17 protein-coding genes, 1 tRNA gene, 1 other RNA gene and 1 pseudogene are annotated in these 14,000 nt (G+C 41.5%); 1 reads left to right on the top strand and 19 read right to left on the bottom strand.

The features are described from left to right. Window positions 1-10: 10 nt before the first annotated feature. The 7 genes from HMPREF1125_RS12865 to HMPREF1125_RS05400 all read right to left on the bottom strand — a co-directional run bounded on the left by HMPREF1125_RS12865 (window position 11) and on the right by HMPREF1125_RS05400 (window position 4,123). The gene (locus HMPREF1125_RS12865) at window positions 11-235 is read right to left on the bottom strand and encodes a bacteriocin immunity protein (RefSeq protein ID WP_080585587.1); all 225 of its coding nucleotides are present in this window, start codon (window positions 233-235) and stop codon (window positions 11-13) included. A 3-nt stretch (window positions 236-238) separates the two neighbouring features. After that, window positions 239-421, bottom strand: a complete 183-nt coding sequence (locus tag HMPREF1125_RS05425) for a Blp family class II bacteriocin (RefSeq protein WP_000808856.1) — start codon at window positions 419-421, stop codon at window positions 239-241. 24 nt (window positions 422-445) lie between these two features. Continuing rightward, a complete protein-coding gene (locus HMPREF1125_RS05420) occupies window positions 446-637 on the bottom strand; it encodes a class IIb bacteriocin, lactobin A/cerein 7B family (RefSeq protein WP_000180812.1) in 192 nt (63 codons plus the stop codon). A 318-nt stretch (window positions 638-955) separates the two neighbouring features. After that, window positions 956-1,192 carry an acyl carrier protein gene (locus HMPREF1125_RS05415; RefSeq protein WP_000136438.1) on the bottom strand — a complete coding sequence of 79 codons (237 nt, stop codon included), beginning with the start codon at window positions 1,190-1,192 and terminating at the stop codon, window positions 956-958. A gap of 5 nt (window positions 1,193-1,197) precedes the next feature. After that, window positions 1,198-2,190, bottom strand: a complete 993-nt coding sequence (gene plsX, locus HMPREF1125_RS05410) for a phosphate acyltransferase PlsX (protein WP_000717422.1) — start codon at window positions 2,188-2,190, stop codon at window positions 1,198-1,200. Next, a complete protein-coding gene (gene recO / locus HMPREF1125_RS05405) occupies window positions 2,187-2,957 on the bottom strand; it encodes a DNA repair protein RecO (RefSeq protein WP_000616134.1) in 771 nt (256 codons plus the stop codon). The genes plsX and recO overlap by 4 nt, the downstream gene beginning before the upstream one ends. After that, window positions 2,954-4,123 (bottom strand): pyridoxal phosphate-dependent aminotransferase, encoded by a 1,170-nt coding sequence (locus tag HMPREF1125_RS05400; RefSeq protein WP_000366365.1) that lies wholly within the window; start codon window positions 4,121-4,123, stop codon window positions 2,954-2,956. The genes recO and HMPREF1125_RS05400 overlap by 4 nt, the downstream gene beginning before the upstream one ends. A 148-nt stretch (window positions 4,124-4,271) precedes the next feature. On the opposite strand from HMPREF1125_RS05400, the gene HMPREF1125_RS05395 reads away from it, so the two are divergent. After that, window positions 4,272-5,282 carry a YeiH family protein gene (locus HMPREF1125_RS05395; RefSeq protein ID WP_000009131.1) on the top strand — a complete coding sequence of 337 codons (1,011 nt, stop codon included), beginning with the start codon at window positions 4,272-4,274 and terminating at the stop codon, window positions 5,280-5,282. A 28-nt stretch (window positions 5,283-5,310) separates the two neighbouring features. Here the strand turns inward: HMPREF1125_RS05395 and HMPREF1125_RS05390 are convergent, their stop codons facing one another. The 12 genes and pseudogenes from HMPREF1125_RS05390 to HMPREF1125_RS05345 all read right to left on the bottom strand — a co-directional run bounded on the left by HMPREF1125_RS05390 (window position 5,311) and on the right by HMPREF1125_RS05345 (window position 13,925). Continuing rightward, window positions 5,311-5,748, bottom strand: coding sequence for a CoA-binding protein (locus HMPREF1125_RS05390; RefSeq protein ID WP_000076478.1), 438 nt, complete (start codon window positions 5,746-5,748; stop codon window positions 5,311-5,313). A 120-nt stretch (window positions 5,749-5,868) separates the two neighbouring features. Then, window positions 5,869-6,837, bottom strand: a complete 969-nt coding sequence (locus tag HMPREF1125_RS05385; protein WP_000010175.1) for a ribose-phosphate diphosphokinase — start codon at window positions 6,835-6,837, stop codon at window positions 5,869-5,871. Window positions 6,838-7,051: 214 nt separating this feature from the next. After that, complete coding sequence (locus HMPREF1125_RS05380; protein WP_025170864.1) at window positions 7,052-7,546, bottom strand: beta-class carbonic anhydrase; 495 nt, start codon at window positions 7,544-7,546, stop codon at window positions 7,052-7,054. Window positions 7,547-7,618: 72 nt separating this feature from the next. Further along, window positions 7,619-8,980, bottom strand: coding sequence for a DNA repair protein RadA (gene radA / locus HMPREF1125_RS05375; RefSeq protein ID WP_080585586.1), 1,362 nt, complete (start codon window positions 8,978-8,980; stop codon window positions 7,619-7,621). Between the two features lie 13 nt (window positions 8,981-8,993). Next, window positions 8,994-9,551 carry a histidine phosphatase family protein gene (locus tag HMPREF1125_RS05370; protein WP_000742055.1) on the bottom strand — a complete coding sequence of 186 codons (558 nt, stop codon included), beginning with the start codon at window positions 9,549-9,551 and terminating at the stop codon, window positions 8,994-8,996. After that, window positions 9,511-9,954, bottom strand: coding sequence for a dUTP diphosphatase (locus tag HMPREF1125_RS05365; RefSeq protein WP_000701997.1), 444 nt, complete (start codon window positions 9,952-9,954; stop codon window positions 9,511-9,513). Before HMPREF1125_RS05365 ends, HMPREF1125_RS05370 begins: the two co-directional genes overlap by 41 nt. A gap of 55 nt (window positions 9,955-10,009) precedes the next feature. Continuing rightward, window positions 10,010-10,108, bottom strand: an RNA gene (gene ffs / locus HMPREF1125_RS12500) — signal recognition particle sRNA small type. A 32-nt stretch (window positions 10,109-10,140) separates the two neighbouring features. Next, the gene (gene tadA / locus HMPREF1125_RS05360) at window positions 10,141-10,608 is read right to left on the bottom strand and encodes a tRNA adenosine(34) deaminase TadA (protein ID WP_001110101.1); all 468 of its coding nucleotides are present in this window, start codon (window positions 10,606-10,608) and stop codon (window positions 10,141-10,143) included. 200 nt (window positions 10,609-10,808) lie between these two features. After that, entirely contained in the window at window positions 10,809-12,095 is a 1,287-nt protein-coding gene (locus tag HMPREF1125_RS05355; protein WP_000205046.1) for an adenylosuccinate synthase, read from the bottom strand. Between the two features lie 242 nt (window positions 12,096-12,337). Continuing rightward, a complete protein-coding gene (gene comW / locus HMPREF1125_RS12860) occupies window positions 12,338-12,574 on the bottom strand; it encodes a sigma(X)-activator ComW (protein WP_000939508.1) in 237 nt (78 codons plus the stop codon). A gap of 202 nt (window positions 12,575-12,776) precedes the next feature. Then, window positions 12,777-13,711 (bottom strand): annotated as a pseudogene (locus tag HMPREF1125_RS05350) (IS30 family transposase). Between the two features lie 140 nt (window positions 13,712-13,851). Continuing rightward, window positions 13,852-13,925: transfer RNA gene (locus HMPREF1125_RS05345), tRNA-Asn, on the bottom strand. Between the last annotated feature and the right edge of the window lie 75 nt (window positions 13,926-14,000).

The following is a 14,000-nucleotide window of genomic DNA, read 5'->3' as shown; positions in this document are numbered from 1 at the left end:
TCCTTTTCATTCAGATTGATCTTTTATAGTTTTGATTATTTTTCGTCAAATCCTTACAAAAAATACCAAAATAGCCCGAAGCAAGTAAACCAACTACAGTCCATTGCCAATCAAAGGATACTAATGAACCTGTACGAATCACATGAAGTACAAGATTGAGAGCTATAGCCAAGAAAGGAACTATAGTAGCTAATTTGGGTAAGAGTGTATTGAGATTAAGGTTCCGATTGTTCATAGTCTAACGCCCTCTGTATCCATTATAGACTCCCAATCCAAGTGTACCTCCTGCTACAGTAGCCGCTGCTCCATAAGCTGCTACTGCTTTCCAGCCTACAAGCACTGCCGTACCTATCGTTAATGTAATAACACCGCCTTGAACCTCTTCAAGTTCTTGAAAAGATAATTCTTGAAATTGTTTCATTGTTAAGCCTCCTTTCTAATCATATTAAGGTCGCAATGCTTTTCCAATAGCATATCCTGCTCCATAAAGAGCTCCTCCAATTGTAACCACAGCACCTGCTACTTTTCCTGCTAAAATAATTCCAGCTGCTGTAATAATCAATCCCCCATTCACATCCGTCAACTCTTCTTCTGTAAGAGCTGCAAAGTTCTGTTCCATTTTGTCAAAGTTTGTCATCTTTCTTCTCCTTATTTTTTTCTATATATCTAATCTTTAACCTCTAAGCCACTTAAATAGCCAGATTGGGTAAATTACTGAAATCATTTTCTTATCTCCTTCCCTTTTTCCTTACCTATCTATTCGAAAAACAATTCGAAAATGAGCAACTCATTCATTTTTATTTTAAAAACCACTTAATGAACCACGGATAAAGACCAGTCACATACATAAACATTCCTCCTTTTATCTTTCTCATCTCTTTATTCGCAATTTCTACTAAAAGTTTTTCTTTTTTCTGCAAACAAAAAAGCAACATGCAAATCATGTTGCTTTTTGCTATTCTTTACTTTTGACAACTGCTACCACATCTCCTACACTTTGCAGTTGGTCAATTTCCTCATCACTGATTTCAATTTCGAATTCATCTTCTAGTGTCAAGACGAACTCCATCAAATCCACTGAGTCCGCATCTAGGTCATCTTTCAAACTCAAGGCCTCTGTTACGACAAAGTCCTCTCCCTGTCGCTCTTGGATAATGGTTACAATACGGTCAAAAATTTCTTTTTCTGTCATCTTTTTTATTCTCCTGAAAATTCACGCGCAGTCTGGGCAACTACGTCTGTTTCTAGCATGGTACGAATCTGACGAATCGTACTGTACACAGCATTGGCATCACTTGAGCCATGAGTTTTTACAACTGGCGCCTTGACGCCAAACAAGACTGCTCCTCCAACATCTGAATAGTTGAGCTGTGTCTTCAACCCCTTAAGACTATCTTTGAGAAGTAGAGCACCTAGCTTCGCTCGAAGGCCACCACCCGTAATAGCATTTTTAAGTAAGCCCATGATTCCCAAAGCTGTACCTTCGATGGATTTGAGAACAGCGTTTCCCGTGAAACCATCTGCCACAACAACATCCGCAACGCCATTCATCAAATCACGCGCTTCCACGTTTCCAACAAAATTCAAGCTTTCATCCGCTGCTAGCAAGGCGTAGGTTTCCTTACGAAGAGGATCACCCTTGCTACTTTCTGTTCCATTATTGAGCAAACCAACACGTGGTTTCGAAATCCCACGAACATTTTTCGCGTAAAAGGAACCCAAAACAGCGTATTGGTGCAGATGATGAGCTGTATTTTCTGCATTGGCTCCAAGATCTAGCATGTCAAAGCCCTTGCCATCAATGGTCGGTAAGGTCGACATGAGTCCAGGACGGTCGATATTCTTGATACGACCTACAATGAAGAATCCTGCAGCCAACAAGGCACCTGTATTCCCAGCCGAGAGAACAGCGTCTGCCTCTCCTTCTTTGACTGCCTTAGCCGCTAATACCATACTGGCATTTTTCTTCTTACGAATAGCTTTTGTCGGCTCATCATCAAAATCAATCTTCTCATCCGTATGGATAATGCTGACGCGTTCTGTCGCTGTTAGATATTGCTTGATTTTGCTTTCGTCTCCATAGAGTTGAATCTCAATATCTGAAAAGTCAGCAAGGGCTTGATTGACACCCTCAACGATGGCTTGAGGTGCGTAATCGCCCCCCATAGCATCTACTGCAATTTTTTTCATTTATCTTCCTCTTTTAGTAATTGTCCCCAGTCTGCTAGGGAATCAATAAATTTCTTTGATTTTAGGTGAATTCCAACATACTCTTCGTAGATTTGGTCTATAAACTTGCGCAAGTCTTGCTTGATTTCAGGCTTGAGCGAAATAGTCTCCAAGGTCTCAAAATCAATAGCTTGAAATTGATTGAGCAGATAAGGAATATTGGGATTCAGATGACAACGTCTCTCATCTTCATGATAATGCTCTGGGCAGAGGCAGGCTCCATATTTGAAAGAAAAGTCAAAAGCCTGACCAACCCGATGGCAAAAGACACACTCATTAAAATTGAGACTAATTCCAAATCGAGTCAAGATTTGGATTTCAAAAATATTGGTCAAAACCTGATAATCCAATCCTGCTTCCATCAACTCCAAAGTCTTTTGCAAAAAAGCAAACAAGGGAGCATCCTGCTGATTATCCTGCAAACTAGCATCTGCAAGGGCAGCCACATAGGTCGCATAAGCCATAACAAAGAGATCACTATTAATCTTGGGAAAGGTCATCACCTCATGGTAGTCTTCGATATAGCTGAGTCCATCATCATTGATTCGCAAGAGAAACCGAGCCAACACCAAGGGCTGAATAACAGGGGCCAGTTTGGACTGACCAGCGTGTTTGACGAAAAACATGCGCTTGCCCGCTTGCTCGGTAAAAATCTTGACTAACTTGTCATCCTCACGAAAGTTACGATTGTAGAGCACCAAGCCTTGACTCGTGATAGACTGAATCATGCTTCTCTCATGTACTCCTCAAGTCGTTTCATAGCCTCTCTGATCGTTTCCATGCTGGCTGCATAAGACAGACGCACATAGCCTTCTCCATACTGACCAAAAGCAGCACCCGGAATAAAGGCGACAGCCTTCTTCTGGGCGAAATCCTTCAGAAAAGCAAAGGAGTCTTGATTGTAACCTGCTGGAATATTAGCAAAGATATAGAAGGCACCGTCTGGTTTGATAATCTCAAAACCAAGATTAGTCATCTTCTCAATAATATAATCCCGACGCTGGATGTATTCCTTCTTCATAGGCTCTGCGTCGTTTTTACCAGCGGTCAAAGCCTCCACCGCAGCATGTTGAGCCATAGTGTTTGCGGCAGTAACCAAATATTGGTGACTCTTGATTAACTGAGCTGTGAAAGCTGCAGGAGCAAAGATGAGGCCTAAACGCCAACCAGTCATAGCATGCGATTTAGACAAGCCATTAATAATAATAGCCTGGTCTCTCAGCATCGTTCCCAGAGATACATGGGCTTGCCCTGTATAGGTCAATTCCGAGTAAACCTCATCACAGACAACAAAAATCTCATACTTGCCTAAAACGTCTGCCAAAGCTTCCAACTGCTCCCGACTATAGGTAATTCCTGTCGGATTAGCTGGATAGTTGAGAATGACAGCCTTGAGCTTGTCGCCTTGCTCCAAAATAGCCTTTTCCAACATTTCAGGGGTCAAGACAAAACCATTTTCAGTCGTATCAATCTCGACAACCTCTGCCCCAACTAGATTGACAATTGGCTCATAACCTGGATAGGCAGGAGCTGGCAAGAGCACCTTATCTCCCTCTTCCAAAATAGCTGTCAAAGTAGCAGATAAAGCCTCTGTCGCTCCAATTGTAACCAAGATTTCATTTTCAGGATTGTAATCTAGCTGGTATTTTTCTTTTACAAAATCACTGGCTGCCTGACGTAATGTTAACAGACCACTCATCCCTGTATAGTAGGATTGGTTCTGGTCGATGGCCCGCTTAGCCGCTTCCTTAACATGATCTGGCGTTGTAAAATCAGGTTCCCCCAAGGTCAAACGCAGGACCCCAGGAATCTCCGAAATAGCCTGGTCAAACTGGCGAATCAACGAAACTTGAATCTTATCTAATTGTTTATTAAAGCGCTTAGTTAAGTCCATAGATACCTCCTACTCTCAAACCGTATCTCTATTATACTACAAAAGCCCCCCGACCGCAAAAATACATTATAGAATAGCTTTCCACTTTCTATTTTACTTTTCCCGTTTACAGGTCTATAATGGTAACAGATTATGATTGGAGGTTTTTATGTCATTTCTATCAAAAAATGGAGCAGGCATCTTGGCCTGCCTTCTCATTTCTATCATTTCTTGGTTTCTAGGAGGACTTTTCCCCGTCGTGGGTGCACCCGTTTTTGCAATCTTTATAGGAATGCTCCTACACCCCTGGCTCTCGCCCTACAAACAACTAGATGCAGGTTTGACCTTTAGTTCCAAAAAATTACTCCAGTATGCCGTCATCTTGCTTGGTTTTGGTCTCAATATCTCGCAAGTCTTTGCAGTCGGACAAACCTCACTCCCTGTCATCCTTTCCACCATTTCGATTTCCTTAATCGTCGCCTACCTCTTCCAGCGTTTCTTTGCACTAGATACAAAACTGGCTACCTTGATTGGTGTGGGTTCTTCTATCTGTGGTGGCTCTGCCATTGCTGCTACAGCACCCGTTATCCATGCCAAAGAAAAGGAGGTTGCCCAAGCCATTTCCGTTATCTTTTTCTTCAATATCTTGGCTGCGCTTATCTTTCCAACTCTAGGAACCTGGCTTCACCTATCTAATGACGGCTTTGCCCTCTTTGCAGGAACTGCGGTCAATGATACTTCTTCTGTAACGGCCACAGCTAGTGCCTGGGACAGTCTTTATCAGACCAATACCCTTGAATCTGCAACCATTGTGAAACTCACGCGCACCTTAGCAATCATTCCCATCACTCTCTTTCTCTCCTACTGGCAAAGTCGCCAACAAAAAAATAAACAAGGCGTACAACTGAAAAAAGTTTTCCCACTTTTTATCCTTTATTTTATCCTGGCCTCTCTCTTAACGACTCTCCTTACCTCTCTCGGTGTGTCTAGTAGCTTCTTTACCCCTCTCAAACAACTCTCCAAATTCCTCATTATCATGGCTATGAGTGCCATCGGTCTCAAAACAAATCTAGTAGCCATGGTCAGATCCAGCGGTAAATCCATTCTTCTTGGAGCCCTTTGCTGGATTGCCATCATCCTCACCAGTCTTGGCATGCAAGCATTGATTGGTACTTTATAAAATAAAAAGGTAGCCCATGGCTACCTTTTTATTGTTCAAGAATTAAACGTGTATGTTCTCTTTTGATGCAACGATTCATCACGATGTCATCGCATCCTCCAGCACGCAAGATTTCTTCCGCTTCTAGACTTTCAAGTCCCAGTTGTGCCCAAAAAATCTTGGCATCAGCCTTGAGAAAATCACGCGCCACATCTGGTAAAAACTCGCTACGTCGGTATACATTGACGATATCTACAGGAAAAGGAATCTCAGCTAGACTCGCATAAGCCTTCTCTCCCAAGATTTCCCCACCTGCAGCCTTGGGATTAACTGGAATGATTTTATAGCCCCGAGCCTGCATTTCCTTAGTCACTCGATTGCTAGTTGTTTCTTCACGATCGGATAAACCCACTACCGCTAACGTTTTACTGGTTGCCAGATACTGACGGATCACACCATCACTTGGATTGATAAATTCTTGACTCATAGAATTCCTCCTTTTTCATCAGTATAGCACATTTTGAATAGGCTTGCAGGTTTTGACTACAAAAAATCTCCTAGCAAGAAAAGAAACTTGTTAGGAGAACTATCTATTTCAAGTGAAGGATTAAATCTTTTTCTCAATACTGAATAAAGGAGAAAGAGGGCGTTTTTCGTGGATACGAATGATAGCATCCCCTAGGAGGTGGGCGATGGAGATTTGCTCGATTTTGTCAATCAAACGCTCTTCTGGTAGGTAGATAGTATCCAAAACAACCAATTTCTTAATAGCTGATTTTTGGATATTGTCCATAGCTGGCCCTGAAAGTACTGGGTGCGTACAGCTTGCGTAAACTTCAACAGCACCTGCTTCAGCAAGAGCGTCCGCCGCATGGCAAATGGTTCCAGCTGTATCGATCATATCGTCAATCAAGATACAAGTCTTACCTTCTACCTTACCGATAATATTCATCACTTCACTGGTATTCATCTTGTCTACACTACGGCGTTTGTCAATAATCGCAATCGGGGTTTTCAAAAACTCTGCCAATTTACGAGCACGAGTCACTCCACCATGGTCTGGGCTGACAACCACGTAGTCAGAACCAACCATACCACGACGTTCAAAATAGTCCGCAATCAATGGAGCACCCATCAAGTGATCTACTGGAATATCAAAGAATCCCTGAATCTGTGCAGCATGCAAATCAATCGTCAACAAACGATCTACCCCAGCAACTTCTAGCATGTTTGCAACGAGCTTTGCAGTGATTGGCTCACGCGCGCGCGCTTTTCTATCCTGACGTGCATAGCCATAGTAGGGCATAACAACATTGACAGATTCTGCACTAGCACGCTTCAATGCATCCACCATAATTAAAATTTCAAGTAAATTATCATTTACAGGTGAACTAGTTGATTGTAGGATAAAGACGTGTTTTCCACGGATTGATTCTTCGATGTTGACCTGAATCTCCCCATCTGAAAATTGGCGAACAGTCGATTTCCCCAACTCTATCCCAATTTCTTGCGCCACACGCTCTGCCAATTCTCTATTAGAAGAAAGGGCAAACAGCTTTAAATCAGAAAAAGACATGATTTCCTCCGGTATTTATGTATCACTTGTTTTTTACACAACATTTTCCATCTACCATTGTAGCGCTTTTTCCTTTATTTTTCAATCAAAAATAAAACAAGAGTAAACATTTATACCCTTGTTTTATACTATTTTATATTAGCTATATTAAAACTAAAAATTCTACATTTTAACAATCGATTTTATGCTAGGATGAGATTTTTTCGAGACAAAGTTAGTATACTTCTCTCATACTTCCTGTATCCACATCATAGACAGCACCTGAAATAACCACATCATCAGGAATCAGTGGAGACTCTCTAAGCAATTGCATATCCTCTCTCACGCTCTCTTCAACATCCTGAAATGGTAAAAAATCTTGATCGGACACATCAACTCCGAGCTCGTGTTTCAAATGTTCATGAAAACTTTCATTTTCAAAGGTTTGAGCTCCACAGTCTGTATGGTGAAGCACCACGATTTCTCTTGTCCCCATTTGTTGCTGGGAAATCACCAGTGAACGAATCATGTCCTCAGTTACTCGACCACCCGCATTCCGCAAGATATGAGCATCCCCAAGGGCCAAACCTAGAGCTTGCGCAACGTGCAGACGTGAGTCCATACAGGTCACGATCGCTACTCTGGTTTTGGGTTTAAGTGGCAGATTTAACTGCCCATGTAGGGCAACATAAGCCTGATTGGCTTGCATAAACTGTTCAAAATACGACACGATTCCCTCCTCAAAAATTTGATAATCAAATATTTCTCCTATCTTATCATTTTTTAGAGGATTTGTCACGGATTATGCAAAGACCTTTTTCAAAACTTCCTGAATAGTCGTCACACCAATGACCTCAATTTCCTTGGGTGGAGTGATTCCTGTCAAGGAATTCTTGGGTACATAAATCTTGGTAAAGCCCAATTTTGCCGCTTCATTGATACGTTGTTCGATACGATTCACGCGTCGAATCTCTCCCGTCAAGCCCAATTCTCCCACAAAACATTCCTGAGGATTGGTAGGCTTATCCTTGTAACTAGAGGCAATAGCCACTGCAACGGCTAAGTCAATGGCAGGCTCATCTAATTTGACACCACCAGCAGATTTGAGATAGGCATCCTGATTTTGCAGGAGAAGCCCTGCTCGTTTTTCCAAAACAGCCATAATCAGACTTGCACGATTGAAATCAAGTCCTGTCGTCGTGCGTTTAGCATTTCCAAACATGGTTGGTGTTACCAAAGCCTGAACCTCCGCCAAAATCGGACGGGTCCCTTCCATGGTCACAACGATTGACGAGCCAGTAGCCCCATCCAAACGCTCCTCTAGGAAAACTTGACTCGGATTGAGCACCTCAACCAATCCGCCCGACTGCATCTCAAAAATCCCAATCTCGTTAGTGGAGCCAAAACGGTTTTTGACTGCTCTCAAGATACGGAAGGTATGGTGGCGTTCCCCTTCAAAGTAAAGCACCGTATCTACCATATGCTCCAACATACGCGGACCAGCCAGGGTACCTTCCTTGGTCACATGCCCTACGATAAAGATGGCAATGTTATTAGTCTTTGCCAGCTGCATGAGCTCAGCTGTCACCTCTCGCACCTGAGACACAGATCCTTGTACCCCTGAAATCTCAGGAGACATGATAGTCTGGATGGAGTCGATAATGAGAAAGTCTGGTTGAATGCGCTCCACCTCAGCTCGAACACTCTGCATATTGGTCTCTGCATAGAGATAAAACTCGCTATCAATATCTCCCAAGCGCTCTGCTCGTAACTTAATCTGCTGGGCAGACTCCTCCCCACTGACATAGAGAACAGTCCCTACTTGAGACAGCTGGGTTGAAACTTGTAGGAGAAGGGTTGATTTCCCGATTCCTGGATCCCCACCGATGAGTACGAGACTTCCTGGTACCACTCCGCCTCCAAGTACACGATTGAATTCCTCCATCTCCGTCTTGGTTCGATTGACATTGATTGAAGTCACCTCAGCCAGTTTCATGGGCTTGGTTTTCTCGCCTGTCAGGGACACACGTGCATTCTTGACCTCGGCAACCTCAACCTCTTCTACAAAAGAAGACCAAGATCCACAGTTTGGACAGCGTCCTAGGTATTTTGGGGAGTTATAAGCACAATTTTGACACACAAATGTCGCTTTTTTCTTTGCGATGATAAACCTCTTTCTAAATTTCTATCTCACATTCAATCACTTGGCAAAAATTAATCTTCTCGTCTGGTACAAATTGGCGCATGAGCATTCGATGAGCGACAACTAGCACTGTCTGGTAGTCTCGGTACTTTATCATAGTTTCCAAAAAACGCACCTTCATCTCTTCAGCTGTCTCATACTGAATAGGACTATTAGGAAGCAACTCCCCCTTGTTTTCTAAAAACAGAGTACGTGCTTTTTCAAAATTCTCTATACCACTTTCGTAAACCTGCCATTCGTGTAACAAAGGCTCCACCCTCAAAGGAAGGCCGGTAGCACAAGATACATAAAAAGCCGTTTCTAAAGCTCTCGTTACTGCTGAAGTCACTAGTAGATTAGCCGATTGTAGCAAAGGATTTTGCCAAAGTTCCTGAGCTTGTCGCCTTCCTTTCTCAGACAAAGGAGCCAAATCTAATCCAAAGCCAGTGTAGGAACACTCCTCTAACTCACGGTAGTCTGGCTCCCCATGACGTACAAAGATTATCTTCATCTTAATACCCTGTCGATCCAAATCCACCAGTTCGCACGCCATCTGCCTCATCTCCGTCTGCAATTAAGAAAGGAGCAAAGACAGCCTGAACCACACGCTCTCCAACTTCGAGAACCACTTCCTGATCAGTAATATTTTTCATCTGAGCAAAGATATGGCCTTCATTCCCAGGATTTCCATAATAATCCCCATCAATGACCCCAACTGAGTTAATCAAAACCAAACCCTTCTTGCGAGGGTTTGATGAACGGTCATAGAGATAGAGCACTTCTGTCGGCTGCATATAGGCCTTAACACCTGTCGGAACCAAGACAATCTCTCCTGGCGCAATAACCGTACGCACAGCAACCTTTAAGTCGTAACCAGCTGCATGAGCCGTCTCACGCTTAGGTAGCAAACTTTCATCTGTAAAACTCGAAACCAATTCAAAACCACGAATTTTCATATTTTTCTCTTTTCTATTATCATTTATTCTAGGCTATTTTATCTTATTTATTCGAAAAAAGCACGAAAAAAGAGCACACAATTCACACTCGCTTAGGGCTGCTGGATTCCTCCCCTGACCCGCTTCACGCAGAACTGTTGCTCCATTATTTATTATACCACATTCCCCTCGGTTTTTAAAGAGAAATTATTTTTTCCGTCTATTTCTAAAAAAGTCCTGCATAATAGCTGCACAGTCATCTTCCAAAATTCCCGTTTCTACCTCTACACGATGATTGAGACGCTCATCTGTCAAAATATCGTACAAACTTCCAGCTGCACCAAATTTCTGGTTTTTAGCCCCGTAAACTACGTTTGGAATACGGGCAAGCCCAATCGCCCCACTACACATGACACAAGGCTCAATGGTCACAAAAAGGGTACAATCCAGCAGACGCCAACTTTCTTCACTCACGTTCGCATTCTCTATGGCCATGATTTCTGCATGCATAACCGCCCGTTGCAACTCCTCGCGCGCATTATGCCCCCTCCCAATGATTTCTCCATCCTTGACAATCACACAACCAATTGGAATTTCATCGTGTTCTAAAGCAATCTCAGCCTCTCTCAAAGCCTCTCTCATAAAGGCTTCTTTTTCTTCAACTGTATAATTCATCGTTCTTCTCTTTTCCTACTTGTCGATTTTATTATTATATCATGATTCTCAACACAAAAAAAGCCACCCAATGGGGTGACTTAATAGGGAGATTATTATGAAAAAGAAAAGTTTAGGATATTTGTTACAACAAGTTAGGAGGTCTTCTTGTAACTGCCTATAGTATACCCAACCTGTCTTAAACTAATCTTAAAAATCTCCTATGACCAAACACTTTCTAAAATATTAGTTTGTTCACGATCAGGACCTACTGAGAAAGTAGAAATACGAACCCCAACCAACTCGCTTACACGACGAACATAGTTACGTGCATTCTCAGGAAGGTCTTCTAAATTACGGACTCCAGTGATATCTTCTGACCAACCTGGCAATTCTTCGTAGATAGGTTTGCAACGTTTCAACTGCTCAAGACTAGCAGGATAGTAATCAATACGTTGACCATCAAGATCATAGGCCACACATATTTTCACAGTATCCAAACCACTCAAAACATCGATAGAGTTCAATGAAAGATTTGTAATCCCAGATACACGGCGGCTATGACGCATCACAACTGAGTCAAACCAACCTACTCGACGTGGACGGCCAGTTGTTGTACCGTATTCATGACCTACTTCACGGATACGATCTCCCACTTCATCAAACAACTCAGTTGGGAAAGGTCCGTCACCTACACGACTCGTATAGGCTTTACATACACCTACAACCTTGTCAATCTTACTTGGACCAACACCTGACCCAATTGTCACACCACCAGCGACAGGGTTTGAAGAAGTAACAAATGGATAAGTCCCTTGGTCAATATCCAACATAACACCTTGTGCACCTTCAAAAAGCACACGTTTGCCATTATCAAGCGCATCGTTCAAGATAACAGAAGTATCTGTCACATATTGTTTAATTTGTTGCCCATATTCATAATATTCTTCAAAAATATCATCGAATGAAATAGGTTCACTATCATATAATTTTTCAAACAAACGATTCTTTTCCGCAAGATTGCGTTCCAAACGCTCACGAAAAATCTCTTTATCCAAAAGATCCGCAATACGAATTCCAACACGAGCAGCTTTGTCCATATATGCTGGACCGATTCCCTTTATTGTAGTACCAATCTTATTGTCACCCTTAGCCTCTTCTTGCAAGCGATCCAACTCGATGTGGTAAGGCAAAATAACATGCGCACGATCAGAGATACGTAGATTATCTGTTGTAACACCTTCTTCATGCAGATAAGACAATTCTTTCACAAGAGATTTAGGGTTTACAACCATACCGTTTCCAATAACTGAAATTTTTTCAGGGAAGAAAATTCCAGATGGAATCAAGTGCAACTTAAACTTTTTACCATCAATAACAATGGTGTGACCTGCATTATCACCACCTTGGTAACGAGCAATCACTTCCGCATTGGCTGAAAGAAAATCTGTAATTTTTCCTTTACCTTCATCGCCCCATTGGGTACCTACAACAACAACTGAAGTCATAATAAAATTCGTCTGAGCTACTAGGAGCTCGTCCTTTCTCATATACATGGCAGGAATTTCACCCGCAATTATATCTTACAATTTATTATAAGAAAAAAACACTATTTTATCAAGAAGAAACAGTAGAAAAGATTTGGAATTTCTGTAAATAACAAAATTCAAAACCTTAAAAATTAAACAAAATCCTAAAAAATATAAAATCAATACAGATTATTGTTCGTGATATATGATTTATGAGTTTCTTATTGGATAAGAGTTGTACCACCTTGCAGTAATTTATCTAGATATAGGCGATAAGCTGTTCTAAAGTGATATAGAGAAAAGTCCCTATCACTTTTAATTTTAAATCGGATTAAATAATATAGTAAAAACCGAAGATGAAGTGATTCCCACTCAGCACAACTCTGGCCTAAAGAGGCATATTCTTGTTCAACTAGTTTCAAAAAAACAAATGCTCGATCATAAAATTTCTGAAGCATATAAAAATTCCCTTTCTTATTAGTAACACTAGTCTAACAAAAAAAGGAACTAAAAAAGCTTCAAATCCTATAAAAGAAGAATTTAAAGCTAAACGAACTAAAAATAAAATAAAAAGGTAATTATAGACTTAAAAAATAAAATTTGAAATTTCAACAGTCCACTATATTTATAAATGATAAATTGCAAGAATAAGCGCAACATTTACTCTAACTCATCCACTAGAGCTTCATAAGCTGTTCTGTAAGTTAAACATTTTCGTGGTCGGTATTGATATCATATAAGGCCTTGTTCAAAGCCTCATCAGATATAGTAGCTAAATCTGTTTTCTTTGGGAAATATTCTCTTAGTAAGCCATTTGCGTTTTCATTGCTTCCTCTCTGCCAGGATGAATAGGCGTCCGCAAAGAAAAAGGAAATTCCTAAATTCTCTACCAGAGGATAGCAGGCGAACTCTTTTCCTCTGCCTGAAGTGAAGGTTTTAAGAGTCTCTTTTGGAAATAGCTTACAAAGTTGTTCGATGGCTGAAAACATGGCTTTGGCTGTTCTATCTGGTATCTTGAAAGCTAAGTAAAAACGCGTTTTTCGCTCCAGAAAAGTCGCTAAACACCTCTTGCTTTTGCCTCTGGAAGACACCACAGTATTAAGTTCCCAATGACCAAAAGTTTCACGATTCCGAACTTCTTTAGGACGTTTAGCAATCGACGTGCCAATCCTAAATCTTCCACGTGTTTCTTTGGGGTGTCGAGTCTTTCCTTTACGACGAAGAACGCTTAAATCCAGATCAATCAAACCAGCATAGAGCCAGTTATAGATGGTTTTAAAAGCTACCATTGGCTTTTGTTCAAGCTGATAGCGCCCACAAATCTGTTCAGGCGACCAAGAGGATTTTAAACCGTTCTCAATTTCCTTTTTCAACTTTGGTGTTAAACAAGACTTCTGACCTTTTTGCTTAGCATTGTGGTCGTACTGTTCCTGTGCTAAGACGGCGGAGTAAGCATTTTGGCATCGTCTTAACTCTCTTGAAATGGGAGACTTATGGACGCCAAGTTTACTTGCAATTTGGCAAGGTTTTAAACCTAATTCCAAGTAGGTTTCTATCTTTATTCGGTCCGTTATGGTAAGATGGGAGTAGTTCATAGTTTTTTCTCGGCTTCTGTTTGTATGGTTACTTACAGTTTACACCAATGAAACGCTATGAGTTTTTTTGTTGTACTATATTTTACAATTTATCTATAGAAAAAAACGCTCAATTGAACGTTTCGATTTATACTCTTATACTCCGCCAGTAGGACTCGAACCTACGACATCATGATTAACAGTCATGCGCTACTACCAACTGAGCTATGGCGGATAAAAGCTAAGCGACTTCCATATCTCACAGGGGGCAACCCCCAACTACTTCCGGCGTTCTAGGGCTTAACTGCTG

The organism is Streptococcus oralis SK304 (assembly GCF_000287715.1).
GTDB lineage: Bacteria > Bacillota > Bacilli > Lactobacillales > Streptococcaceae > Streptococcus > Streptococcus oralis_Y.
Note: the sequence above shows the minus strand (reverse complement) of the source record. Positions and strands in the feature narration are given on the sequence as shown.

What these genes read in the sequence shown, in the direction of transcription:
- HMPREF1125_RS12865 (WP_080585587.1), bottom strand. Translation starts at nt 235, where the DNA reads ATGAACAATCGGAACCTTAATCTCAATACACTCTTACCCAAATTAGCT.
- HMPREF1125_RS05425 (WP_000808856.1), bottom strand. Translation starts at nt 421, where the DNA reads ATGAAACAATTTCAAGAATTATCTTTTCAAGAACTTGAAGAGGTTCAA.
- HMPREF1125_RS05420 (WP_000180812.1), bottom strand. Translation starts at nt 637, where the DNA reads ATGACAAACTTTGACAAAATGGAACAGAACTTTGCAGCTCTTACAGAA.
- HMPREF1125_RS05415 (WP_000136438.1), bottom strand. Translation starts at nt 1,192, where the DNA reads ATGACAGAAAAAGAAATTTTTGACCGTATTGTAACCATTATCCAAGAG.
- plsX (WP_000717422.1), bottom strand. Translation starts at nt 2,190, where the DNA reads ATGAAAAAAATTGCAGTAGATGCTATGGGGGGCGATTACGCACCTCAA.
- recO (WP_000616134.1), bottom strand. Translation starts at nt 2,957, where the DNA reads ATGATTCAGTCTATCACGAGTCAAGGCTTGGTGCTCTACAATCGTAAC.
- HMPREF1125_RS05400 (WP_000366365.1), bottom strand. Translation starts at nt 4,123, where the DNA reads ATGGACTTAACTAAGCGCTTTAATAAACAATTAGATAAGATTCAAGTT.
- HMPREF1125_RS05395 (WP_000009131.1), top strand. Translation starts at nt 4,272, where the DNA reads ATGTCATTTCTATCAAAAAATGGAGCAGGCATCTTGGCCTGCCTTCTC.
- HMPREF1125_RS05390 (WP_000076478.1), bottom strand. Translation starts at nt 5,748, where the DNA reads ATGAGTCAAGAATTTATCAATCCAAGTGATGGTGTGATCCGTCAGTAT.
- HMPREF1125_RS05385 (WP_000010175.1), bottom strand. Translation starts at nt 6,837, where the DNA reads ATGTCTTTTTCTGATTTAAAGCTGTTTGCCCTTTCTTCTAATAGAGAA.
- HMPREF1125_RS05370 (WP_000742055.1), bottom strand. Translation starts at nt 9,551, where the DNA reads ATGGCGTGCGAACTGGTGGATTTGGATCGACAGGGTATTAAGATGAAG.
- HMPREF1125_RS05365 (WP_000701997.1), bottom strand. Translation starts at nt 9,954, where the DNA reads ATGAAAATTCGTGGTTTTGAATTGGTTTCGAGTTTTACAGATGAAAGT.
- tadA (WP_001110101.1), bottom strand. Translation starts at nt 10,608, where the DNA reads ATGAATTATACAGTTGAAGAAAAAGAAGCCTTTATGAGAGAGGCTTTG.
- HMPREF1125_RS05355 (WP_000205046.1), bottom strand. Translation starts at nt 12,095, where the DNA reads ATGACTTCAGTTGTTGTTGTAGGTACCCAATGGGGCGATGAAGGTAAA.
- comW (WP_000939508.1), bottom strand. Translation starts at nt 12,574, where the DNA reads ATGCTTCAGAAATTTTATGATCGAGCATTTGTTTTTTTGAAACTAGTT.